This window comes from Burkholderia sp. Ax-1724 (genome assembly GCF_011752995.1).
GTDB lineage: Bacteria > Pseudomonadota > Gammaproteobacteria > Burkholderiales > Burkholderiaceae > Paraburkholderia.
This window is the reverse complement of record NZ_VWWL01000035.1, coordinates 1-25,262: the sequence shown is the minus strand read 5'-3', so window position 1 is coordinate 25,262 and position 25,262 is coordinate 1. Positions and strand designations below refer to the sequence as shown.

The window sequence follows — 25,262 nt, the reverse complement described above, 5'->3', positions numbered from 1 at the left end:
AGCCATGACGATGCTAGTTTTCGTCGATCAGCTTCCGTAATCCGGCGATGTAACGTTCCCTAAGCGCGGCACGAAACCTGTCATCGAATGTCGGTGTCTCAACATCAGCCCGATAAAAGGCGACATCATCGACCGTAATCACCAACTCCTCGCCTTCGACCGTCATCTCGAAGTGAAGCGTGAAACGTTTATCAAGGCTCGAAAAATGGGAAAATCCTAAGGTTTTCTGGAATTTTTCCGCGAAGTTCACATAGCCAGTTTGGTACGGTTTCAGACGATCCGATCCGATCTCGTCTAGAACAGATCGATGAATCGCCTCGACTTCCTCCATAGCGATGTCGTACAGCTGTTTATTGCGAGTGAGCTGCTCGTTGGCTTGGTCATTAAGCCTAGCCTTTATAGCTTGCAAATCATTGTCGGTGCTGTCCACGATTTCCCTATTTTTTTCGATTAACACCGCTTCCAGCGCTTCTCGCATCTCAATCGCAGACGTGAAACGCAAGCTGATCTTTTGCGCAAACGTATGGTCAAAAAATCCCAAAAGACGGTACGTCGCCTTTCCACCCACCTCTCTTAGACGATCAAGCACTTCGGCTCTTTGGTGCGGCAACCTTCCGTCACCATGTATAAGAGCCCCCGGAATCACACCTGTGAGCATGTAGAACAGGATGCCTCCGAAGAACGCAAGATCAGTCCGTGGATCTTGCTTCTGCACGCTGTTCACGGATAACTCCGGCAGACGCAAGAATCGATTGTCGAGTCCTTGGCCGTCTTCAGTTTGAAATTTCTTGGTAACGCCATCCCTGTATGCAAGCCCAAAGTCGATCAGAACCGGATCCGACAGGTCGCCATTTCTCAGGATGATGTTGTCGGGCTTAATGTCGCGGTGAACCCATTGCTCCGAGTGGAAATACTCGGCCACATCGAGAAGACGAATGGTCGTGCTTGCTGCTTCCTCCAGACTCCTAGGTCCTGTCTCTTCGATGAACTCCCACAGCGTTTTTCCCTCGATAAATTCGGTCACTAGAAAAAGCTGAACGCTCTGATCCTCGTGCATCTGCGCGTTGCTCTGCACGAGACTGGGGATGCAAGCGTGGTCGCATGTCGCATAGGCAGTAGCTTCACGAAACAGCCGTGCTCTCCGCTCCGAATTTTTCGGTTTGTTCAGGGTCTTCATACAAGCAATCGCATTTGTGGCGCGATTGCGGACCTTTCTTGTGGCTCCTTGGCCTCCGTCGCCGATGCCCTCAAGCGATATCCATTCTTCTTCCCATTTCTTTTGTTTCGACCATTTTTCCATGTGCTTTTGCCCGTGATAAGACGAAGAAAGAGCTTGCTGACGATGACTTACAGACTATCGTGAAGTGGCTGCCAACCGTCCAGGGGCGCGCCGTGAACTCGTTGCAGCGGACATCTAGACGATTGCCAAGGTCCGCTGCTACGAAGGAAACGAGTGCTCGACATTCTCCCTTAACCGTGAGTTTCTGGCCCTGTGATTAGATTCTGATATATCGGCAAAATCTCTGACGCCTGAACAGGGCCAAAGACGGCGAGGGCTGAAACAACGGCGCGACATGTAGCAGGAGGTACAAAAAATGATGAAGCCTGCTCCCCAAGTTAGCGCAACATGTCACGAGGGCTAGCCGCAAAGGTAATCCTGTTTTCGAATATTGATTTCCATAACTTAAAAAGTGCTTCTTGGGCGTCAAGTTTGACTGCCAAGTAGACGTTTAAGGTTGGTCCGAAGCTGTTCTTCGACGGCGCTGCGAGGCATCGCCCATACGTCTGAGAGCGTGGTGCAGACGTTCCAAGCATCCCAGGGTTTCAAAGGAACACCACCCTCCGTAGCGAACGGTCCATCAGTCTCCGGGAGAACACGATCCAGCGGCATGTGGCTCAACAAGCTGCGGCCCTTCTCGCCGGCAAGCATGGCAGGCCCGACGCTGAACCAGCAGCCGAGGCGTGCTGCCGTTCGAAGCTCGGAGACTCCTCCGGAAAACCAGTGCAGGACTGGATAGCCTACGTCATGCGCTTTCGCCAACGCTTCGATAGTTCGCTGCGCTGCCCCACGGGAGTGGATGCTGACGATTTTGCCACCTTGGCGGCCACATTCAGTGAGGACCGCTTGAAAAATGCGCTCCTGTACTTCAATGGATTTGCGAAACCTTGGTGAACCGTCGAGTCCAACTTCACCGATAAATCTTGCATCCTTGACTCCCGCAACCAACGCGTCCAGTTCATTAGACTTAGCCTCCGCAACTTCGGGATGAAGGCCAAGCCCGATGCGGATGTTTCGCAACCCGCTAAATACTCGTGAGGTTGCGTAATAAGCGCGCGGACTGGTTGTAACGACGAGGGTGAATTCGTTGCGGCGGTTGACCTCGCGTGCCAGCGCTAAGCCGTTGGGATACAGGTCAAGGTGGGAATGGAAGTCAATCACAGGACACGATGCAAGCGCAGTAGGGCACCCAATTCTCGCAGTCCTCGCTCGACCACGCCTTCGAACGCAACGCGGCGAGAGGAATCCGCAAAAGCGAACTGGCCAGCGGTGACGGCACGAATCCCCTCGTCCTCGAGCTTTACCACGGCAGTCGCCACTGCAGCAACGTCATTCGGGCCCTTATCGGGCTGCGCAGCCTTCAAATCGTCGTAGACGTAGCTCACAGTGGTATCCGTGGTGCCGGACCGGAGAAAAGCCGACCGACGAACCATACAGGGCACGCACCGACCACAGTGCCGCAGTCCGAACACGGCGAAGCGGCCGCAACTCGTGGACATTCCGGCCAGATCCGCCAACCGGGTTTGGTCAAGACACTCGGCCATCATCTCCCCCTTGGTTTGGGCAGCGTAGGGGAGCCGCAAGGTCGCGGGTATTCCCAACTGAGTCCAGAGGGCTTGCAACCGCTGCATGAATACCGGGTGGGTAGTCTTCGTGCTCAAGCTACCTACCCGGCCGGCGTTCAGCGGCACATTCAAGCTGATGAGACCGTTCTCTGGCACGAACACCTCGACAAATTCGGTATTGGTCGCGGTTGCGTGGCTGTCGGCAGCAAGTGCCGCAAAGGCGAAGAATACGATAGACCGCGCCCGAGTGGAGCCCTCACCATCTCGCTGCGGCTTCAGCCAGATGTTCTGATTCCACTGCAAATGGCGATCGCCCGCATCGAGTGTTCTCGCGTACAGCACTTGCGTCTCTGAATCGCCCTTAGCAATATGCGAAACGAAAATTGGGCGCCGACCTTGGGCCGTGAGGTCCAGCGCACCGATCAGACTATCAAGACCACCTGACAGGAGCGCTATACAGTCCGCATCGTGCACCACGTGTTGTCGCGGAATTGGTGGGGGGTATCCACCATCGACGAAGCGCAAGCGCCAGAAATCGCCCGTCAAAAAGCGCAGCGCCTGCTCGATTTCGTCCTTCAACCGCTCAAAGGGTTCTGGCTCGTACAGGGCTATTTCCAATTCGATAATTCTGGTCCAACCGTCGGCTGAAATACCGCGTTCCACCGCATGGTCGGCCGCGTTGACCGCGAGTGCAAGCGACAGGAAGTCCCAACTCGATGTGCTCGGGGCGAGGCCTGCCCTACGAATTTCATCGATGAGGGACGTCCCCACCGTGCTAACGTCAGGCAGCCCATCGTGTGCGTACATCGAGACATACGTAGTGTCAGCACGACGGGAGTCTGGAATCAGGTCTTTGGGTGCGCTGAAAATCTTCATCATAGATCGGCCTCGAAGAGTTCGAAGGTCATCTTCAATGCCTCTTGCAGAATGCCGTTCAACTGAGACCGCGTTGGATTCGCGCTACTACCTTGAAGCAGGTCGACATGCGCTCCAATTTCGTTCTTCAGAAAACGTCGCATCTCCCGTTCTCGCATGACTGCGGTTCGTGGGTCAAGCTGCGAACTTTCGAAGATGGGGCCCAAATCAAAGCAAAGCCGGTTGGCGGCCTCAGTTGCCAGGTAGCCTTTCATCAGCTCCCAGATGTCGTTGACTCCCATGTTCAAGGGGTCAATGGTTGGGTCTTCCTTGATGAACTCAGACAAAGCGAAGTCCATTGCATCACGGAACGATTCTTCGTCTGCGCTACCACCAGGAGGGGCCAACTCCCGAATGATGGCGTCGACCACGTCGTCCGCCGAAGGGTTGGTGGCACGTAGCGCATCCACCCATTGGCGGGCCTCGGCTGACGTTCCTTGGCTAATGGCGTTGAGAAACGAGAACAGTGCGGCGCCAGCACTGGTCGATGCGCGCATGCGGCTGGCCGCCGCACTCGCGCCGCCGCTACCCCGATGCGAGTAGTGCCCGATGGCTTTTCGAAGATGTTCGGTGTTCCCTGTCTTGGCGAATTTCCCGAACTCTCGACGAGCATCGCCGTATCGCGCGGACGGAGCATTACCCATTGGACCTGCAGGAGAGTCAGCAGGAACTGCGTCATTTGGGGTGACCGCGCTACCCTTGCCGATATCGCCCACGACGTCGTCCAGCCAAGGCGGGTCGAGGCTCACTCCACTGCCCGGGCCCGTGCTGGATGTGGAGGTTCCCATTACTTGGCTCCCCTCTTCTGCAAGTATTTGCGCGATTTTTCGTCGGTCTCCGGGTCATCCGCCCAGTCTTGCAACAAGTCGCTGGCCCAGGCCCGCGACTTGAGCAGGGGGAGGAGCGCCACGCTGCGTTTGCTTCCCGGAACCTCAAAGAGTGCGGGCACAAGTTGAAGCCCCAAATTGGGATGGGCATCTGTGCAGTTAAGGCATCGCATAATGTCGTCAAGCTCCCACTGACTTTCACGCGCCTTACGAATCGTTCGGTTAAGGATTCGGGAGACGTCTCCTTCCCCTAGGGCCGTCAACTGCTGGACTAGAATTTTCGATAGCTCAGTCGCCTCCATGGTTGCTTCGAGCACTTTTCTCGCTTCAGCAGACAGTTCGTCGTAGGCAGCCAGGCCCAAACTGCGGTCGCGACTGAGATGCAAGATCGGCCGCAAATCCTTGTCTGCCAAGCGCGGAGCGAGCTTGACCCATTGTTCGTAGAATGGGCCCGTCCACGATGCGTGAGGCGGCTCGTACTTTTCTGCCTTTTGTGCCGCAGTCTCCACCGAGTCCAAGAATTCGGCCTTGCCGTCCGGATTCGAGGCAACCGCTTTGACCAGGAATTCGAATGCCGCAGTCGATGCACAGCGTTCGAAGAGCTGAATTTTGACAAGCTCTTCCAAGGCAAGCGGCATGTCCATCGCTTCGGCGATGGTTTGCCGAATCATAAGATTGTTCAAAAATCGCTTGATGAGCCGAGGATTGCCAGCAATCTCCGCTGACGTAACCAGCAACGGTGCCAACTGGTCAGCGATGTCCAGTTCTTTGGCTACCAGCGATTTCTCGGGACCGAACGCCTCGTCGAGAAGCTCGCGCGAAATGCCCTTTTCCCACGACTTCTTGAGCAGTCCGAGAACCGCGGCTTGCCCCCTCGTCTGAACGTCCACGGAAAGGCGGTTTTTTCGTGCAGCAAGCTCCGTCAAAAGGAGTACCAAGTAAGCCTTGACCTCATTGATGCCCAAACGAGGGACGCGCAAGGGAATTTGGATGAGCTTGTCGAAGTAACTGGTGACAAGCCCCTCTTCAATGTCAACGCCCTTAAAGTGCGCCCGGACCGCGCCACGAATCATGCTCTCATCGGCAGCTATCAGGAAAGCAGTTCGCTTGACGTGGAGCAATAGTCGCATCGCTTCCAACGTTCCAATGGCAGTCGTAGGGAGGCATCGGTCCAAGTCATCTACAAACACAACTAGACGAACGTCGAGCTTTTCCAATAGCTCAGCGAACGCTTTGCGCAGCCCCTCAATTTCCTTCGGCAGGGACGTTTCCTTCTTTTCTCCGATGACTTCCTTGAGTTCCGGAGAGAGTTCCGCGTAGGCTTCCTGAATCGCCTTCATGCTTTCCGCACGTTTTTCTTCGTCGGAGAAGCCTTGCACCAAGCCGCTGACTGCACCGAACAGGGCTCCGAGAGGGCCCGCTGCGACGGTTCCGACGGCAACGTGCGCAACAACTGGCGCGACGATACGTCCGAACTTGAGCAGTTTGACACGCTTGGCGAAGTCCGTCGCTTTGTCGACAAACGTTTTCCGCTTCGTTGCTTCCTCTACGAGGCGATCTGAAACCGCTTGGAGTAGCGCCTGGCGCGCGTCCTCGTACCCCTGATAAAGCCACGCGTTGAACTCCATGAGTATGTAGGGGGAGTTCTTTTCGTCGTTCTTCGTGTCCTGCTGCAGCTGAGCTTGAACAAGCTTTACAAGGGTAGATTTGCCGGCACCCCATCCGCCAGAAATTCCGACAGTGACTGGCGTGTCGCCCGCGTCCTTTATCAGATTTGCTGCTGCATTCGCTACCAAACCGAAGTTGAGTAGGTCAATCTCAGCCTCAATGTCGTGCCACATCTATTATTGTCCTTATTCCTACAGCCATCTTCGGGAAGCTAGACGCACGTGTCGTTTGCGCGGGGGCGAGACGCCTGCCTTACACGCTTCTCGCGGCGACGGCTACGAGAACGGGGAGGACGGGTACTAGCCTAGATTGTCTTTAACGCTGTCGCGATTGTCGACCATCTTCGAGACGCTGTCGAATGGCCGACTACGGACTTATGCTGTACGCATCACCACCGTTCGCTAGCAGCACTCTGCAGATCGCATCGCGCCGGCTGTGTGGCATCAATGTGCGTGAGCAAACCTTGTAGAATTTCACACTGGTCGCTTCCCCGTTCTGGCGAATTGGCGCAGGCCTTGTGCTCGAGATCTTTTCGTACGCGCGAGCAAGCGTTATGCGACGAGGTCATACCGCCGAGTCCCTGCACATGCGAAGCATGAACCACCGCTCCGGACACATGAAATCCACAGAATTTTCTACCCTGTCTTCTCTTCTTGAGAGAGAGATACAGCCAGATCCGGAAGCGGGTCTGGAGAGCGCTGCCGACGCATGCCTAGTCTCTGCCCAATATGGTGAAGCGCTTTGCGGATACTGCCAGCTTGACCTCACGAATGCGCGTATCGCAACGAAGATGGCCTACTGCGAGTGGCTGACGGGGAACCATGACGAGGCACGAACCCGACTCCTTGAACTCGGAGACGATCTCGAGGAAGACGGTCTCGGTCTGTTATCTAATCTAATCGTCGTCGATTCCGACTACAAGCGGCGACGCGCTGACATGGAAGCGATCTGGCCGCGGTTGCAGGCGGTGATCGCTGCCGATTCGGTACCGCTGATTGCAGCGGTCGCCCGAAGCCAAGGATTTTGGCCAACCGATTCTGAGAACAGGAAGCAACGCCGATGTGACGTTGAGCGCCTCCTCGAACTCCACCCGGCCAATCAGTTCATCCGCCTCGCAGTCCTGCGTGAGAGGCAGATTGACGACGTCGATGCGGTCGAGCAATACGCATTGCTCAAGGCAATGCCGAATCGGTCACCGGCGCCTCGTTACCTCTGGGAAGCTGCCAAGGTCGCGGCGAACGCAGGGCAACCGGCCGAGGCGCTCGAGTACCTGAACCAGCTTGATGTGCGCGAGCGCAGCAGTGTTGCCCCATCGAGCAATCTTCTCTTTCAGATCGAGCTCGCGCGTTGCGTCGTCGCGACCGCAGAGAATGCGCCCGACTCGATGTCGGGATTCGATCGTCTGCTTGGTGACACGTCGTTGGACGGTGAACATCGCGTGATTGCGTGCCTCGCCGCACTTGAGGCTGCGTGCCGAGTTGCCCCGGTGCGCGTCAGTGAACTTGGTGACCGCTACCTTGCCGCTCGGCAAGCGCAAGGCTACGGGCTCAGCTTCGAGGCGTACGACCTCTCAAACGACACTATGCCAATCGAGGGAGCCGGGTGGGATACGTGGGCAAATACTTGGTCATGTGGCGACGTACGGCCGCTTCTCACGAGGCTCGGTACCGCATCGCATGGGCGCGCCAGTCTTTTTTTTCGGGCCTGCCTTGCAAACTTGAAAATTGACGAGCAAACCGATGCGGGCGTCGAGGTTGCAGACCTTCCGACTTCGTTCTGGGATGCCCTCGCCGAAATTCTCGGTGACATCGCGGGCTACGAAGCGGAGTTTAGCGGACGACTACTGTCCTTGCACACTGCCATTCGCGCCCATCGCGCGGATCCTGACTGGGCCGCGATCGGGTGGCACTGGATCGCCTCAGAATGGGCCGGCAAGCAAGACAAGTACGCAGTGACTCACGGGGAGCTGACAGTCGAGCTGGCTCGTCGCGAAGCCGAGTCGGTCCAGCGCTTCGCGGCCGGCATCATAGACTGGCTCAAAGATACCCCGGTGCCCGCGCCAAGCGGCTACGACATGGTTGAAGGGGTCCTCGACGAACTCCGTTCGAGAGAGGTACGCAACGAGTTCTATCAGTTGATCGATATTGTCTCGCAGCGCGACGATCGGCCCGACGTGCAGTTCGATCTCGGACTAGGCGCCCAGTGGATGAAAAAAGATGCGGCAGCTCGAGCGGCCTATCAGCGAACCCTGGCCAATCAGCCCGAAAACGGCTCGGCGATTTTCAATTCGCTTCTGCTCTGCAAATCGTCCGCCGACGCGCAATTTTTGGAGGAGATCGCCGGCTTTGTTGTGCAATTTCCGGCAAGCGCGTCGGAGCGCAAGGCACAGCTCGAAAGCGCGCTTGAAAGCGCCCGAAAGAGGTGCGAAGACGTGGATGCGGCCAAACGGCGGATGATTCGCGGGGTACTGTCGCGCTACCCTGCGCTCGTGGAGGGGCGCATTGAACCAGCCGACATCTCGCTACGTTCAGCGGTGGCGCTGCTTGCGCTCTTTCGATGCGCGAATGCCGAACCAGGCGATAACGATCTGCCGCCCTTCAAGGCAAGCGCGATCCCGTTCACCCCGGTCGTAAGTTGTCGGCGCATCCTGTTTAATCTTCTGGAAACCGGGCTTGTCACCGTCCATCCGAAAACGAGCATTGACGCATTCGCCTTCAAGGACGGGGAACTTACAGGATGGCGTTTCGACAGCATCAGGTGGCACCTCTCGCCGTCGTGCGAGTTCCTAATCGAGCGTCTGCGCGCCCTGAACGGTACGATACCGGAGGCGTGGCGCGAGGAAGTTCAACCGCTCGCGCTTGAAATCGCACGGGGCGAGGTTGTCGAGTACCTCAACTTTCTCGCAGAGGAGCGCGGCTGGCCCGAGCCACGGGACACCGAGGAGGTGGCTGATCTGACTCGTGCGCTGGTCAATGAGTTGCCGGTTGCCCAAGCCTTCCATATGGCCTATCTAGGTGCGATGTCGGCCAGCGACTACAAGCAGAAGTATCCGGTCAGTGCTCAACAGGCGGCCGACATGCTCGTCAAGCGCACCGGGCAGAGATTGGAATCTGTGCGGGCCGGCCGGTTTCCCCCTAGAGAATTTGAAAGGCCATGGAAAGTGGCTCGCTCGGCCGTCAGCTACGCGCTGTGGGGGACGATCCTCGACATGGGCGACGACGGGTTCACGCGACTGTTAGGAGACTTGGCTGGTGAGTTTTGACACGGTCGCGCCGTTAGACCGCCGCGCTCGTGCATGCGACTGGTGATTGGCTGATTGCCCGCCCGAGCCATGCGAAACGGCCAGAGTGCCAGTGACGGACGATCGGAGTGCGGTGCCGGTGTCGCGAGCGGCGGCGTGCGGTTGAGCGCAACGCGTCCGGGCGGAGACGAAGCGCGTGCGGCACACCCGTTGTTCGGCGGTTCAATCCATCCATCACCGGAGTCATACATGAGCGTCACCATCGAAAAACGCACCACACAGGGCTTTGGAGAGGCGAGAGATCTCGCGACTTTCCTGAACCTAGTCGACCGCTGGACCCAAGGAATTCCAGATCTCGGCTACACCATTTCGCTGTTTCGCGGTCAGGAAGACGAGTCTTGGTTACTCAAGCCTGGCATCGCGCGCAAGCAGTACGCCAAACGGGTGCGGCCTGACACTGAGCAGCGCATGCTCAATGAATTCAAGCAGCGCGGGATTCCACACCTGGAATCAACGGTCGAACTGGCGGACGCAGACTGGCTCGCGATCGCGCAGCACCATGCGATGCCGACGCGCCTGCTCGACTGGACTGGAAGCGCGCTGGCCGCGTTGTGGTTTGCGATCAAGCGACCGGCCGTCGAGGGAAACGACGGCGAGTTGAAAGCGGCAGCAGTGTGGATGCTGGCTGCGACCGACGCCGACATGATCAAACCTGGTGAGCGCGCGAACCCGCTGGAAATCACCCAGACGAAGCTCCTGAAGCCGCGTCACGTCTCCCGACGCATCGCCGCGCAGGACGGCTGGTTCAGCGTACATCGCGGAATCAAGGACGGCTTGGACATGAAGTATGTGTCGCTCGACACGAACAAGGATTACAAAAAACGCCTGAGCTATATCCGGGTCCCACCCGAGGCATTTGGCAGTCTGCGCGGGCAACTGCAGACAGCCGGTATCAACCGTGGCGTGCTTTTCCCCGACCTCGACGGGGTGGCCGGCCGGATCGCCGACGCCATCCTATACCCCGACGATCAGGTGCCGCTGGGTGCGGGCAATCTCGGCAGAGCCTGATCACGTGGCCAATCGTCTACAGCCGGTCGAATTGCTGCCGCCGTGCGTGGCTAGCCGTGTAGTCGCGCGCGATCGCGCGCCTGATCCAGCAGTTCTTTCCAAACTCGCCGCCCTCAGCCGACTGTCGTCAATGGAGAACATAGCTATATCGCTAACACGCCGGTTCGGCAATAGGCGAGCGAAGAAGTCCGCGCTTTCGGCCGACTCTCGCCAACTTTTCGGATGTGACGTATTTGGATGCGGCCATACAGTCGGGCGCGTTATGCAGGCTGCGTGCGTGGACTACGCCATGTAGAAAGCTTTGGTTTCGTGCGCAAATTTATCCCCCGGCGTCGGCTCACACACCCCCCGCTCCTTCTCGAGCAGCCGATCAAATTCGTTCAATCTTTTTTCTCCCTCCCCTTCCGTGACCGCCTCCCAGTGCGGCCGGAAGTAAAGCTTCGCGATGACAAGCGCGAACGCCAGCGGCGTCAGGCGCGGCTGAAGCACCCATCGATCGTCCCCATACGTCCCGATGTGAAGGTGTGATACCGGATGAACACCCGCGTCATACTGCTCAACGTTGTACTCGTACCGGACGACCGGTCTTCGATAGTTGACGGGCTGAGATTCTGCGAACGTCATCAACATCTCGACGTCGGCGGCGTCGCGCGCACCAAGTCTCTGCTGCAGCTGAGCGATCGAGGCCAGCGCGTCCGTCGTGAACGGCGAGGGGTAGAACGCATAGCGCACGTCCTCATCGCTCGTGTAAGAGAACTGAAAATAGGAGAAGTCTGTCAGCGCGAAGTTATACTGGCCGAGCTTAAGACCCGCAAAGAACACGTCCGTATACGGACGCTCCGTATCCAGCGCGATCCGGTTGAAATCCGTGCGAGCCGGCAAGGAAGTCGGACCAGCCAACGGCTCGGCCAGTCCAAGTTCTCGTGAAAAGAAGCCATGCGCATCTCGCAACGAGAGCGTGAACGCCTTTTCATTCACTTTTGTTCACCCCCTCCGCCCACGCCTGTGCATCATCCTCCGAGAAGCCGAGGTCGGACATCTTGCGCAGGTAGTCCTCGCGGGCGCGTCGCGCCTGTGACTGTCGTTGGCTGAGATCCCGCTGGATCATCTCTACATCAGGGAGGTTCGGCCACGGAAACTCAAGCGTCGGCGCCTTGCCGAGGGCGGTGTCGATTTCGTCAAACAGGTTGCCGGCGTATTGAGCCAGGCCGCTGATGCGCAACCAGCATTTGGTGCGAGTGAAGGCGGTAAAGAGCCGGTTACGGGCAGTGCGGCCGCGCAGTCCCGCCGCCACTGCATCGATCCCGGCCACGAACACCGCTGCGGCTTCGTTGCCCTTCGCCCGATGCACGGTACTCAAGGTAATGCGCCCTTCAAACCGGAAGGTCGATGCCGAGAACGGGTTGTTCAGGACATCGTGCGTGCCGATACCGCACGCTGACAGCCGCTGTGTCAATCCCTCGTGGTAGGTCTTCGCATTCCTGTCGTCAAGGCAGATGATCAGGATATCGTCGGGCCGCAGCCCCTGTTCAATCAGGTGCGTAACCTCGGCCACAATCCAGTCGAGCTCCTCACGGAGGCCCTCAGCGCGATAGAGTTTGACCAGTTCTTCGCGGGGCTCAAGGTCTGGAATGGACAGTGGACTGTTCTCCGCGGGCCGGGTTACGACGGTCGGCGAGCCAGTCGTGAAATCCCCTTGCTCAACCACGTATCCCACATCTTCCCAATGTGCACGGTCCTGAAGCATCTGCACGATCTGGTCGCCATATATGCCCAGCCCGATCGCGTGACTGCACACGAGCACCTCGCGAGGGTTGCGATAGCACTTGTACAGAACCAGATCGTTGCTGACGTACTCGCCCAGACCAAGGCGGGCGGCAGAGCGATCGAGGTCGACGTACGCCTCCCCGCCAGGGTCCACGCCAAACAGCTCGCGCGGCGTTCGCATCTGCGGGCTGAATATTGATTGAAGCTCGTCATACGCCCAGATGATCGTCTTTTCGTCACGCACGCCACGGGTGAGGCGATATAGCAACCGGAAGAAGCTTTCCGGCAGATCCTGCGCTTCGTCGACAAGCACAACATCGTATCTCGGCTCGATGCGCGCTTTCTGGTTCAGCTCAGCACATATCCCTTCGAACGTGACGGGGGCAGCAGGACTATAGGTGCGCGGCGGAATCATGTGCTCGACGCAGGCGTTGTAGTAGACGCCCGGTTCACGCTTGCCACCCCACGCATGCAGGACATGCAGATTCTCCCAGTTCGGGTCCGAATCCCTGAAATGACGGTAGAAGCGCGTGATCTGCTTTCGGATCGTTTCGTACAGGCTTCGCGTATAGAACGTGAAAAGAATCTTCTTTTCGGGGTTAGTCAGCAGGATGTGCGCGGCCTTCCACGCAAGAATGATCGTCTTGCCCGAGCCAGCGAGTCCGCGGATGCGCTGCGGACCGAGCGCCACGGTCAGTGCCGCGCGCCGCTGATTCGCATCAAAATTCGCGATCTCGTCCTCAAGGGCGCGCAGCACCATTGCCTTTGGCTTTGATTCGTCAATTGCAGCTTCACGACCGCCACTCTTTGAGAGCGCCTTGACGCCCTCGATGACGCTACGCGCCTCGAGGAATTCCGCATCGCTGAGCGCATCGAGTTGCGCCTGGTCAATCGCAGCCCGGATGCCCTCAAACGACGAGACGATCACATTTTCACTCTCGCGTTCGCCGGCATTAACGCCCTGAGGAAGATAGAGGATCGTCGTGATGTTGAGCTTCAGGGCGTTGCGACCGCTACGGAGACGTTTGCTCGCCAACAGCTTCGCATACAGCAGACTGTGGAATTCGTCCAGCATCGCATCGCTTTTGTCGACATCAAACGCGGTGTCGGGCATGGAGACGACAATCGCGCCTTTCTCCGGGTGCAGAATGAAGACCGCCGGCTGATACAACTCCTCTTCATAATCCCGAAACAACGGAAAATCGTAGTAGAGAATCGCGCGCTCGAGCTGTAGTTCGGCAGCATGAGCCTGCAGGTCATCAATAAGCAAACGGCCGACAGGATCGTTCTTTAAACGGGCGGAGGAGACAACCTTTTCCATGGAACACGCACCTGGGTCTGGGGTGGCGGAGCGCGCTGGCGCGCGATAGTTATGGACGATTGTACGCGCAACGTCGCGCTTCGAAATAGGCCTCATGACGCCTCGCTTTGCCCGGGCGTCGCCACATTTCGTTCCAAGGCCGCCTCAACACCCTGCGCTATCTCCAGCGGGCATGGCGCTCGATAAATGCCGCCTGGTCGACGATCTTTGCGAACGGCGCGAGGGCGGCCCGTATCACATCGCCGTCAGACCTCGAAATCCAATCGTCCTCGTCAGCGAGTAATTCAAGGATGGCACGCAGGATATAGTCAACGTTGCTGGCACCCGCCACCACGCGATGGGAACGAATGTGCTCCCCGATTGCTTGCGCGAGATCAGCATGGTCGGTAACCGATCGTTCTAAACTCAAATTAGAACTCACGAACCCGGGCCAACCCCGCCCGGCACGCGCCAGCAACGCAGCTATGCGATATAGGGACTCGGCCTCTTCCTGTTGCACAAACGGCTCGGGATCTTTATGCACCGAAAAAAACGCTTGGATGCGTTCACACGTTTCGACGATGCCTTGACACAAGGTACCGTCACAGAATAGCGGACGCTGCCGTAAATCGCGTGCAACAAACACTTCTTCGAGCCGGTCAGCGAACATACGAGCTCGCCTAGGCGAAAGCAGGCTGCGTAACGGCCGTCCAAAATGGCGTTCGTAAGTCCAACGCCGGACCGCCGGCAGCAATTCGTCGTTGAGCCATTGAAAAGCATACGCACAGGACCACCAGCCGCGACGTGTAACGTCCCTCCGTGCCCCCATCTCCTCAGGCTGCCATAGCACCACGACCTCACTGTCGCGACAAAGACCGTCAAGTTCTTCGGTGACGTGGAAGATGCCGTGATATCCAGCGTCGAGGTTGTCAGTCGCCGTGGTTAAAAACGGCTTCAAAGCATTCAGACTCGGATCAAAGATATGCCATGCGCTATTGCCTTTCCTCGAATCGTGCGCATAGGCAAACTGCACAATTTCTCGCCAGACGCCTACAGGCAGTGCTGCTATCGCGACACGTGTTCCGCCAGCACCCTTTACGAACGGAAAGTCAGTGGCCTCCCAAGTGCGCTCGAGCTTCATGAGCGATTCTCTGACTATATCAGTCAGGGAGTCGACGACAGTCGCCAGCTCACGAGTCTCCGCATAGGAAAGCGTCATCCGACAGTGTGGAAGGTCAACAATGTAGTCCGCGCCTTCCTGGGGCGCGATGCGGTCGACCACAAAGCCCCGATAGGCCCGGGTGAGTGGAGCGCCCTGCGCGAACAGCATACGACCGAGCAACCATCGGTGATCGAACGTAATCGTGACGCCGCTGGTATCCTCGCGCTTGAACGTAACGGCGCCAGAGGCGGATCCAAAGCGTCCGCCAGGTAGAAACACGCTCAACGAAAACCAGGGGCCGTTGAAACTCCAACTATCTACCGAACTCACGACCTTGCGAATCTCGCCGTCGATGCGCAAACCGTGCTCGTCAGGCTTTGCTTTGCCCACCGAGTCCAGCATCTCCCTCGCGAGCCGGGCCACTGAAGGCCTAGGGTCAAATATGGCCTTGGTCAGTTGCTCGATAAACGCCACCCGCTGCATCCACTCGTTAGCAAAGTGCTGAGCGACGTGGCCTGGGAAGAACTTCGACAATATATCCGGGTAAGGTTGCACCTTCAGCGTCAGGTCGTGTCCATTCCATATGTCCGCTTCGATTCCGGCGTCCTCCAGCTTTTGCTTTTCTGTCACCCAACGGAGGGAAAGCCGCCCGCCGAGATCTTCTTGAGCAACGATAAGTACGAACTTCCGCGCAATCATCTTCCATTCGCCAGCCAAGAAGCGATCGACTGCCTCCCCCATTTTCGACGGCGTGAGCTCATTCCAGCATTTGCATTCGTAGACGACTAACCGCCCAGGCCGCAGGGTCTCATATCCTAATAGGTCGATTCCCCCCTGGCTCGCCCCACTGCCACCAACCCGTTTGCAACCAACGAGCGAATTCTCCTTTTTGAGCAACCACCAACAAAACTGCTCGAACGTCACGTCGTTCATCGCTGAGATATTGAGAACATGGGCGTCAGTCGGCTGCGCTGTCCAAACCGGCGAGACCTCCTGTCCAAAGTCAAGGTGCTCCGGCCAATCTTGCGGAAATGGGAGATCGGAATGCATAAAGTAAGAAGAGATTAAACTGTCATGTTGATCTTCGTTAGAAACTGACCCGGTTAACACTCATTGCCCAAACAGTTCGATCTCGTCGGACTTAAACCATCCCTGTCTAATCATGGCATCTCGCGAAGATGCAGGACCGGCTGCGTAGTAGACAACCGCCAGGCTCTCCTCGGCGCGGCTACATGTCACATAGAAAAGCCGACGTGTCCGGTCGATTGTGGTCTCTTTTCCGGTTGCTTCGTTTTCGAGGTCAGCCTTGCTTTTTCCCTTCCCCCCAAATAGCTTGTCGTAAGCGAACGTAAACCCCCGCGCCTCCTCGTCGCTCACAATGACCATCACCCGCGGAAACTCCAGCCCTTTGACGCCCTGGTGTGTATCGAACTGCGAGACGCCCCTAACATATCGATCGTATTTCTCGATCTGATCAAATGGTGCTTCAAGCGCTTGGCGCCAGTTGCCAAGCTCACCCGCCAGATCGAGGTCTTCTTCCTGACTGGTTTCATTGTCAGCCTCTCCGCCGGCATTGCCCGCGATGGCAACTTTGTCGGCAGTAGCGAACGGCACCAACACGTCGGGGATCGCGAAAAGACGGGTCTTGGCGATATAGGCCAACACCGCGCGTGCCGAGGGCTTCTCATCGGCGGACACGAGCGCCAACAGGCCGTCGCAGGCCACGTTGGCCTTGCTGAGAATGTCGGCCTGCTTGTCGCCCGCCTCCTCTAGCGCCTTTCGCTCAAGGAGTGGTGAGGCTCTGCGAACGATTGCAGCGGCCGCGAAGCGGTCCGACGCGCGCAGCGCGGTCACCAATGGCAAGATCTCGCGCGTGAACAGCCCGATCCCAGCACCCGTTCCTTGGAGGAAGCTTGTCCGGATGCGCTCGACGGAATAGAGCGGCTCGAAAAATGCCTCAAACCCGAAGCGACGAGCCGCCATCAGATGCTCAAGAGCGAGCGTCTTGATCGCTTCGGACCCCTGGGCCCAGTTCCGGTCGCCCGTGATCTCGGCCATTCTGGCGGCGATCGCGGCCTCGGCCGCCGTCTTGTCGGCGGTCCCCTGCGGCACAACGAACAAACGGACGACGCCGGTGCTGGCATCGCTGCGCGGCACCTGTTCTTCACGATCCTCGTCCTGGCGAATTCTGTTGATCAGCTCGATGACTCTGGTTGGACAGCGATGATTCATCCGCTTCCGAGGCCGTGCCCAGCTCTCGGGAATCGCCTCGGCGAGGCGATCCTTCCCGTCAGCATAGATGCGCTGCATCGTATCGCCGAAGAGACCCAGGCAGAAGGCATCACGATATGCCACCTCCACATCTAGCAGTACATCCATGAGCCTGCGGTTCGTGTCTTGGCTCTCGTCGATGAGCAGAATCGGAAAGCGGGTGACCAACAAGCGACGCAGCCCAGGCTTCACGGCCAAGAAATCGGCCGTCATCGATATGACTTCGCTATGACTAAGGGAGTCTCGGGTCCGGTTATCGCCAGTCGGGCTGTAGACGAAGCGTGCGATCGCATCAAGCCCAGCGTGGCGGCGTAGCTTGCTCTCGATCGAGCGGGCGCGATCCGTGGCGGCCTTGCTGCCCGGACGCCCCTTCGCCTGCGCTTGCTCTAGTTCGGCGACATCCTGGAGCAGCCTCGTGGCGAGCCATTGGCGGATGTCCCCGTCATGGCCTGCGATCAGCGACCAGGCAAACGCATGGATCGTTGACACTTCGACGCGTGGGTCGAACTCGAGCCGCTGTTTGATCTCGTCACACGCAGCGTTGGTGTACGTAATGACGCCAATTTTCTGCCCAGTAAGCGAGAGCCGACGGCCTTGCTCATGGCAGACCCTACGAATTGCCTCTACAAGCGAGCGGGTCTTGCCAGAGCCCGCGCCCGCGTATAAGAAGAAGCTTCTCGGCTTCTCCAGATTCAGACAACCGAGGATCGTCTCGTCGGCCGCTGCATCGAACTGGTCGTCGGCGGCACTCACGTTTCGGCCTGCTCGCCATGTTCTGATTGCTCGGCCTGCTCCTCCTGGACCAAGATCTCGACCTGCTTCTTCTTCAGTTGCTTGAGGAGCCATTCGAGCCCCTCGGCGATATAGCTAGGCACGGCGATGTCGTCGAACTTCTCAACGTCGAGGATGTCTAGCGCGAACTCAGCCTTCTTGCCATTCCTGAGAGCTTGATACATGCGTTCACCGATCGCGGTCGCTCCGCCGCCGGTCGTAATCGCGTCGCGAAACTTGCGTACCAGACCTGCTCCCTCAAGCGCCGAGAAATAGGCAAGGTTCTCGAACGCGAGCGCATCCTCGAAGGTATAGGGGTAGGCTATTTCGGGTTCGACTGCCCCTGGTGGAGTTACAGCCAACGGCGTCTGATAGGCAACGCGTACCGCGAACAGAGGATCGCCGTCTGCGCGCAGCGTCTTGTCCGCGGCATCTGCATCCATGAGCGCATCGACATCCTCGATGCCAGGCACCCAAGTTTTCAACGTCGCGTTGTTCGTCTTCTGATTGGCCCCCTTGGCTGGCTGTGTAGATGTGCCGCCGGTGCCGTCGAGAGTATCGAGGTCGGTGATGATGAGCGTCAGCAGCCCCAGATGGTCAATCAGTGCCTTGAGACGATGCGCGTGGCTGCCGCCGATCTCAAGTAGCGTGATGTAGCACTGGTTGAGTTCGTCATAGTGTGCGCGAATGAAATTGGGGACGAGCATGCGCTCGGCCGGCCCTTCTACGAAGATGGCAGCATCGGCGAAGAACAGATCAGCGTGCTGCGCACGCAGATAGCGCGTAACGAACCGCTCGGTCTCACTTGATGGACCGAACACTTCTGACAGGTTGACGACCGTCGAGACCGGCACGTTGGCCGCCATACCGGCCGGCAGCCGACGGAAATAGCGTAGGCACGAGAAGGGGGTCTCATGCGCCATATGGCTCGAGTGGGTGCTAACTACGAGTTGAGTACGCAGCCTCTTACTCTCGCCCAAATCCTCATGAGCGCGCAGCACAGCATATGCCTTTTTGATAAAGACCTGCTGCACCTGCGCATGGAGATGGGCCTCCGGTTCCTCGACCAGCACCAGATGGAGCGGTTCAATGTCGGTGTTCGTCGTCCCCTTTGACGCCTTGCCAACGCGCATCCACGCGTCGCGGAAACTCATCAGCCGGAAGATCATTGAGATCAAATTCTGATAGCCGAGCCCGTTATTGGCCTCGGGCAATCGGAGGATGGGCATAGTCGCACCATCCTCAGTAATCACATCCACTTCGAAACTGATCGCCGCGCTATGGTTGAGACCGTCAATCGCCTTCAGTCGGGTTGACACACACGGACGGGGATCGGTCACGCCAGGATACCCCATCCCCTCGACCTCGGTGAAGGCTACCTCGAAGCTCTCGGTCAGCCGCTTGTCGAATGCATCTTGAGCAGCCTCGATCGCCTGGAGCGCCCCAAGGTCCTTGGGATCCGGGCCCTTGGTCGGATCGAGATGTTTGGCGTAGTAGCTTCTCAACTGGTCCGACAGACGGCTGCCCGCCGACGCGGCCGGAGTATCCTCGTCATCTCGGCTGGACTGCTCCTCACCGAATCCACGTTGTGCAGGGATGTCGTGCACGCGGATCAGGCCGTTCAGGGGATCTCCCTCGATCGGCAGCGAAGCCGCTGGCAGCGCTTGCGGTCGCGCCTGGGATTTGTCAGGTGCCGCGAGTTTGGCAGGATCGAGTGAATAAGCACGAATTGTGAAATGAGCGGAGAGCTTCTTGCCAAGAAAGTCGACAAGGTTATCCGGCCAAAGCGTGAGCTTGGGAGGGTCTGGCGGGGAATCGGAGTCCTGATGCTCCGACGCCGCTGCGGCAATTGCCGCAGCCCTCATCGCCTCGGCTTCGGCCACGGCGCCCATAAAGTCCTTGAACAACAAGTCGAGATCCTTGGGCTCGTAGCGCAGTCGGACGCCGAGCCTGCCACCATCCCAATCAAGCGTCGGGATCAGGTCACGGACACGATGCATCTCGCCAGTCTCAACATGCAGCCAGAGGTCAAGCGTCGGGAGAAAACGGACCCACGGGGCGACGACCAGATCGACGACCTCCCCAGCATCGCGCGCAGCAATCCAGCTTGTCCCGAGCGCAACGATCGCGGGCAAGTGAGACAGGGTGAAGTCGTGTATTTCAAAGTGGCAGCGGCGCGGCGAAAGAAAGCGGCGCATTGCAAGCATCGCCGATGTTTTGCCACTATTGTTAGCCCCGACGAACAGTGTCGTGGTGGTCGACAGGTCGACGCGTGTCGACAGCAGCTTTCTAAAGTTGGCGATTTCGACGAATTCAATATGCACCCAGCATCTCCCGTGATTCCAGGTATCTTCGCTTCGCTATAAGAGCCGCTATTAAGGATGGTGCCAACCGTAGCGTTGCGTCGCCTAACCGCTCAAAAACTCTGTCGCCCACTGCGATCGGCGCAAACGCAATGCTATCGGATCTGTCGTCCTACTAAAATCGGGGCAATACAAGCAGCCGTTAAGGCGGTCCGTCCAGTGCCATGCTTAAAGCGAATCGCTTCCATCATGTTTTGAAGATAGGCACCACCTCTCTCCGTATTAGCTCGCGTAACTCGCTCTGCCAAGGCTGCGGAACGGATACGACTGCACGCGGTAAGGTGCACCGTTATCGAAAATAACGGGTACTACTTGCTTCAGAAGCTGACGTTCTGAATCTGTCGTGTTCGCGTTCGGGACGGCAATCCGAAGTGTCACCGCGCCAACTGCCATCCTAACCGGCTCCGGGACGTAACGGCTCGCAGTTCCTTAGCCAAGTCCAGCACCAATGGGAACGAGGTCGACTACCGCCTCGTTACGGTCGCTCCTGCAGTAACGACGACGGTTCAACGCATAGAGCCATTGCTATCCGTTCAATGTTGTAGATCGTCACATTCTTCTCGCCCCGCTCCAGCATACCCACATAGGTGCGGTGTACGCCGGCTCGCTCCGCAAGCGCTTCCTGCGACAGACCGAGCGCAATGCGTTCCCGCCTAACATTCTCGGCGAAAACGGTGACAAGGCGGCATTGTGCGGGAGCGACGGACATGCTGCAAATGTCCGTCGTTGCATACTAAGATTCTACATACTAAGATTAGCATTTTCACTCGGAGCGGTGTCAGAAATGCGAGGCCTCGCCCAGTCCCCGAGGCGGTTCTCCCCGGTTCCGACAATAAGTCATCGCGTCCGAACACGGTCACCGTCTCCATGCTTTCAACTCAACGAGCCGGGAAGACCACCAGGCGACATGGCGCCAACTCGTCAAACCGTATCTTCCACTGCAATGCACTGCTGCCTCGAATAGTTCCCGCTTGCTTCTTCATTCACCAAGATCATCTAGGTGGAGAAGATGACGAATTACCTATCGGGGCGTACCTCGTGGCAACACCCGAAGATCTACTTGCCGTCGCGGCACGACGGCAAGCCGACAGGATGCCAGTTAGTTACCTCAAGGAATATGGATGTTAGTAACGGATGCGACGTGGGCCGAGCGTGATGCGGCCAAACAGCAGCTTGTAACGCCCTTTCAGGCGTGGGACTGCGTGGGGTGGACGGACGAACCCCTGAACTTTCTGGTGATCGCATCTCACCACCGACGGGGTGATACATCGCGGCCGGCCGGATGGCTATTGGCTGGCCCCGAAGTCTTGCTCGAGGCGGTTTCGGAGTGCGAGCGAGATAGCTTCCTCGTGTATGTACTGGATCGCGCCACTGATGGTATCGGCCTCCATCTTTACCAGGTCGCAGGCATTTGGCGAGAGCGCGAGCCAAACGCAGGCGACGAACCTTGGAGATGGTATTCGACCAGTCATGGTGAGCTGAGACCGTGCACACGAATTCGGCGCTGTCTTGTATCTCCACCGGAACTGGTAAGCGAGCGGAGTTTTAGCGCTACCGTTGTTGCTGCCAGCCGAGATACTTAACGCTTTCAGGTGACACCAAGACTGCTGATGGCCCCTTTGCGCTCAGATGAGAGAATTTTCTCGCCAAGTAAATCAGTGATCCGTGGCAACGCCGCCGCCCGTGCAAACGGGCGGTCAGGTCCTGTACCATGATTTCGAGGGGTACTGCATCCGGAAGACGTCTGGCAGCGACTAGGGATCGGCCCATACGTGGCCTCTCCCCCGGGACATATGGTGTTCGGATATGCCAGTTTGCTCGACGAAATCCTCGCGCCCTATCCAGACGTGCAGATCGTCATTTCGACAAGCTGGGTTGTTGCCTACGTAACGTCCTTAAGGTCGCACGCCGGTTAGCCAAGCATCTACATCGCTACGTGCGAGCTTTTGCATTGAGGTTTGTCCATGCCTTCTCCAGCCATTCCTGAAGATTTTCCAAGAGAACCTGCCCAAGGCACCGTCGGTGGGTACCAGCCAAAAGTTTTGCTCCGCCGGACCGGTGACAAGCTTATCTCCGGGTTGACCGATGAAGAGCGATCCACCCGATACGATGCGTGCGAAGACCTCGCCCGCCAGCTCGCCTTTTATGTCCACAGGAAACTGGCTGAGAATCAGTCGAGGTCACTGCGTGATGCAATATTCAAGATCGAATCCGACGTAACCGGGAAAGTGTCGTCGGGACAGTGGGATATTACCGCGGCCGAAATTACCTGGCTCATGAAGCGAGTCCGCGAGTTGCTGGCAGAAAAGCTGCAGGATGACTACCCGCGGGACACAAGCGACCAAACGTAATGAAGTAAGACAGCCATGATTCGAGCCCGTCACCCTTCGACCAAGGAATTCCCGACGACGGATCTTGTGCTCAGCCTGCGGCTGCCGGCCGGCACCGACCCCGCCATCGTATCTTCCTTGAAACAAGGTTTGGAGGATTTAGTGGCGACCGTTCTGACGCAAACTCCGTTCGAGGAAGCGATTCTCAAGCGGGCAGACGATCTTGCCACCGCGATCACTGGCGTGTCGGCGCCGGCCACAACCCTGATCGAGGAGCGCATTCGACGTCGGGAGGCTATCCGCGAAATCCTTGCACGAGGCGACTGGCTCACGGCCCGGCAAATTAATGCGCTCCAGGCTGCGCCGCCTGCCAACAGGGCGCGGCCGGCGAGCGATTGGAAGCGCCGTGGCCGCATCTTCGGCGTGTTCATCGGTGGCAGGGAATATTTCGCCGGCTACCAGTTCGATGCGATTGGCCAGCCACTGCCGGTCATCAAGGAAATCCTGGATGCACTTGGCATGGTAGCCGACTCGTGGAAGATCGCCGCTTGGTTTCATTTCGAGAACGGATGGATCTCGGGTACCGGAGAGTATCAAGATCAGCCTGTCTCTCCAATGGATGCCCTTGATCGACGTGACGCCGTGGTTAACGCGGCCAAGCACATGGGCCAAACATATATTGCTTGATTCCTATTCGAATGCCGACGACGTTTGACGCCTATGTGTCGTGGCTAGCCCACGAATCAGAACAATGCCGAATTCGTCTCGGGACTAAGCTACAAGCCGCAGACGACTCCAGTGCTAGGAGTCGGTAGCACGGGCGAAGTTCTGGCGGTCTATTAATCACGGACCACGGTCAATCTCCCTGGGAAACGCGCGACCTGCCATGCGAATGGAGGCGCTCACTCCGCTCCCGATCCACTGCTGGAAGCGGTGAATTCAGGATCTCTTTGGTCAGATTCCGGGTCTGGGCGTTATAGGCCCAACGGGCGAACTGCTCGAGCAGACTGCTGTTCTCGGCAGCAAGCCGCTGATTTTCCGCTTCCAGACGTACAATCCGCTGTAGGGCGGCCTGCAACTCCGGTGAAACCGTTTCGTGAGACTGCTCATCCGGTTGCCGTGACAACTGTTTTTTTCTTACGGTAAAGGCGAGCCGAATACGCTCGTGGCGATGAAGTGCCTGCCGCGTGTATTTGAGGCCCGTGCGCTTCTCGATAGCATCGATGAGGGCCTCCCAACTTAGCTTGCCGCTCCAGCCATCGAGCACCTGGACGATGGTTTCAATGACCTCATCACCCAGGTTTTTTTCTCTCAATCGAGTCATTTTGTCTCATCCCTAATGGTCGGCGAGGAATCTGCAATTACTGGCACCGGCAGCGATGCGCGGGCTTGCTTGGCTTGGTCGAGCCGGGATGGAATGTCTGTAGGTACGGGCTGAATAATTGCACCGCGAGGCACGAGCGGGTTATCCAATATGTTGAGCAGCGCCGTAATCTGGGCCAGCTGGGCTCGATGGTGCTCGGCCTATTGCTTCGCGCCGAGTTCGCCCTCGGTTTCCGCCCGCTCTGCCATCTCCACCAATCGAGTTATCTCCTGGTGTGCTTGACGGATGTGCTTCTCCTTCTCCGACTCGCCCTTTATGCAAACCTGTTCACTGCAGTTGAGGCAGTCGCGGTGCATCTGACACGGAGACATCACAAAATCGTGAATGCAGTATCCAAAGGCCGTCGTATGCGCCGTCGGCACCTTCAGCCGTGAAAATTCGTCCCGTGTGATAAGTGCTGACCGAGAACCCTTGGCCAAGGGCCCGAACATACGCGCGTCATCGCCAATCGCCTCCCGGATTCGCGCAACAACGGTGTCAACTGTCTCGTGGTCGTAGTACTTGTTCTGCCTGACATCCTTGCGCCCAGACCATTTGGCAATGTCAAGCTGGCTCATACCACCTGATTGTGCCAAGGTGTTGAGGTAGTGGCGGAACTGGTGGGTAGTCACGCGCATGGGGCTACCGTCTGGTTCAAACAGTCCGCAACGCTCGAAAATGGATTTGACACTTCGTTTCGAACCAGCTCCCAGACGAACATAGATCTTATCTTGGCTGACTGGCTCGATAACACAGCGCAGTCGGGTGAGCGTTGCGTGCAGCGCGTGGCGCTGAATCACAAACAGCGCTTCACTGTATTTAAGCCTAGTTGGCTTGTGCAGATAGGGGAATCCGTCAGGTAGCATCCGGAGGACCGCCGATTCCAGGTCTGCAAACCGAACACGGAGCTTTTGGCGCCGCTTTTCGAAGGGAACGTTATGGTTCACACACCACTGCCGAGCGCACGCACTATGGACCGGGCCCGCAAATAGGATCTCGTTAATATCGGCCATCGACAACCATAGTTGCTCCCGCAGGTGTGCTGTCGCTTTCGTCAGGTAAAGCATCCCCGGGTTCTTTTCATACCACTTGGCGACCTCTCTAGCCTCATCGGTAATTCCACGAATTCTGGCAAGCGCTTCCTCGACTACCCCCGACATCGATGAGATGACCCATTTCACCATCGGCTCAGCCCCTTTTGCTGGCCACCACCGAAGACCATAGGCGCTTCCATCAGAACCATTCCTGTTGATTTGCACGGAATCCTGACCCACCCTCGGCAGTAATTTGCATCGAATCTTGACCCACGTAGAACACTGACCTGCTCGGCAACGGGCGGGGGAACGGAGTGATCGACGTGGCTATATTGAGC

17 protein-coding genes are annotated in these 25,262 nt (G+C 57.7%); 4 read left to right on the top strand and 13 right to left on the bottom strand.

The window, feature by feature from the left end:
- Positions 1-13: 13 nt before the first annotated feature.
- From F3J19_RS29975 to F3J19_RS29955, 5 genes are all read right to left on the bottom strand, one after another.
- Positions 14-1,300 carry a protein kinase gene (locus tag F3J19_RS29975; RefSeq protein WP_167049714.1) on the bottom strand — a complete coding sequence of 429 codons (1,287 nt, stop codon included), beginning with the start codon at positions 1,298-1,300 and terminating at the stop codon, positions 14-16.
- A 405-nt stretch (positions 1,301-1,705) separates the two neighbouring features.
- Positions 1,706-2,440 carry a Qat anti-phage system TatD family nuclease QatD gene (gene qatD, locus F3J19_RS29970; protein ID WP_167049712.1) on the bottom strand — a complete coding sequence of 245 codons (735 nt, stop codon included), beginning with the start codon at positions 2,438-2,440 and terminating at the stop codon, positions 1,706-1,708.
- Positions 2,437-3,723, bottom strand: a complete 1,287-nt coding sequence (gene qatC, locus F3J19_RS29965; protein ID WP_167049710.1) for a Qat anti-phage system QueC-like protein QatC — start codon at positions 3,721-3,723, stop codon at positions 2,437-2,439. The genes qatD and qatC overlap by 4 nt, the downstream gene beginning before the upstream one ends.
- Positions 3,720-4,547, bottom strand: a complete 828-nt coding sequence (gene qatB / locus F3J19_RS29960; RefSeq protein WP_167049709.1) for a Qat anti-phage system associated protein QatB — start codon at positions 4,545-4,547, stop codon at positions 3,720-3,722. Before qatB ends, qatC begins: the two co-directional genes overlap by 4 nt.
- Positions 4,547-6,427 (bottom strand): P-loop NTPase fold protein, encoded by a 1,881-nt coding sequence (locus F3J19_RS29955; RefSeq protein ID WP_167049707.1) that lies wholly within the window; start codon positions 6,425-6,427, stop codon positions 4,547-4,549. The genes qatB and F3J19_RS29955 overlap by 1 nt, the downstream gene beginning before the upstream one ends.
- Positions 6,428-6,870: 443 nt before the next feature.
- Here F3J19_RS29955 and F3J19_RS29950 point away from each other — a divergent pair, with 443 nt between their 5' ends.
- Positions 6,871-9,516 carry a hypothetical protein gene (locus F3J19_RS29950; protein ID WP_167049705.1) on the top strand — a complete coding sequence of 882 codons (2,646 nt, stop codon included), beginning with the start codon at positions 6,871-6,873 and terminating at the stop codon, positions 9,514-9,516.
- Between the two features lie 228 nt (positions 9,517-9,744).
- On the top strand, positions 9,745-10,563 hold the full coding sequence (locus F3J19_RS29945; protein ID WP_167049703.1) for an FRG domain-containing protein: 819 nt from the start codon (positions 9,745-9,747) through the stop codon (positions 10,561-10,563).
- A gap of 282 nt (positions 10,564-10,845) precedes the next feature.
- Here the strand turns inward: F3J19_RS29945 and F3J19_RS29940 are convergent, their stop codons facing one another.
- The 6 genes from F3J19_RS29940 to F3J19_RS29915 form a co-directional block, all read right to left on the bottom strand.
- Entirely contained in the window at positions 10,846-11,541 is a 696-nt protein-coding gene (locus tag F3J19_RS29940; RefSeq protein WP_167049701.1) for a DUF2290 domain-containing protein, read from the bottom strand.
- Positions 11,534-13,651, bottom strand: a complete 2,118-nt coding sequence (locus F3J19_RS29935; protein ID WP_167049699.1) for an ATP-binding domain-containing protein — start codon at positions 13,649-13,651, stop codon at positions 11,534-11,536. Before F3J19_RS29935 ends, F3J19_RS29940 begins: the two co-directional genes overlap by 8 nt.
- A 157-nt stretch (positions 13,652-13,808) precedes the next feature.
- A complete protein-coding gene (locus tag F3J19_RS29930; RefSeq protein WP_167049697.1) occupies positions 13,809-15,725 on the bottom strand; it encodes a hypothetical protein in 1,917 nt (638 codons plus the stop codon).
- A gap of 177 nt (positions 15,726-15,902) precedes the next feature.
- Positions 15,903-17,816, bottom strand: a complete 1,914-nt coding sequence (locus F3J19_RS29925; protein ID WP_167049695.1) for a UvrD-helicase domain-containing protein — start codon at positions 17,814-17,816, stop codon at positions 15,903-15,905.
- Entirely contained in the window at positions 17,813-20,158 is a 2,346-nt protein-coding gene (locus tag F3J19_RS29920) for an AAA family ATPase (protein WP_167049694.1), read from the bottom strand. The genes F3J19_RS29925 and F3J19_RS29920 overlap by 4 nt, the downstream gene beginning before the upstream one ends.
- Positions 20,159-20,672: 514 nt before the next feature.
- Positions 20,673-20,906, bottom strand: coding sequence for a helix-turn-helix transcriptional regulator (locus tag F3J19_RS29915; RefSeq protein ID WP_167049692.1), 234 nt, complete (start codon positions 20,904-20,906; stop codon positions 20,673-20,675).
- Between the two features lie 1,255 nt (positions 20,907-22,161).
- Between F3J19_RS29915 and F3J19_RS29910 the strand changes: the two genes are divergently transcribed.
- Positions 22,162-22,548 carry a hypothetical protein gene (locus F3J19_RS29910; RefSeq protein WP_167049690.1) on the top strand — a complete coding sequence of 129 codons (387 nt, stop codon included), beginning with the start codon at positions 22,162-22,164 and terminating at the stop codon, positions 22,546-22,548.
- A 15-nt stretch (positions 22,549-22,563) separates the two neighbouring features.
- Positions 22,564-23,214 (top strand): hypothetical protein, encoded by a 651-nt coding sequence (locus F3J19_RS29905; RefSeq protein WP_167049688.1) that lies wholly within the window; start codon positions 22,564-22,566, stop codon positions 23,212-23,214.
- 169 nt (positions 23,215-23,383) lie between these two features.
- Here the strand turns inward: F3J19_RS29905 and F3J19_RS29900 are convergent, their stop codons facing one another.
- Both F3J19_RS29900 and F3J19_RS29895 read right to left on the bottom strand, forming a co-directional pair.
- Complete coding sequence (locus F3J19_RS29900) at positions 23,384-23,851, bottom strand: hypothetical protein (protein ID WP_167049686.1); 468 nt, start codon at positions 23,849-23,851, stop codon at positions 23,384-23,386.
- A gap of 200 nt (positions 23,852-24,051) precedes the next feature.
- Positions 24,052-25,149 (bottom strand): integrase, encoded by a 1,098-nt coding sequence (locus F3J19_RS29895; RefSeq protein WP_167049684.1) that lies wholly within the window; start codon positions 25,147-25,149, stop codon positions 24,052-24,054.
- Between the last annotated feature and the right edge of the window lie 113 nt (positions 25,150-25,262).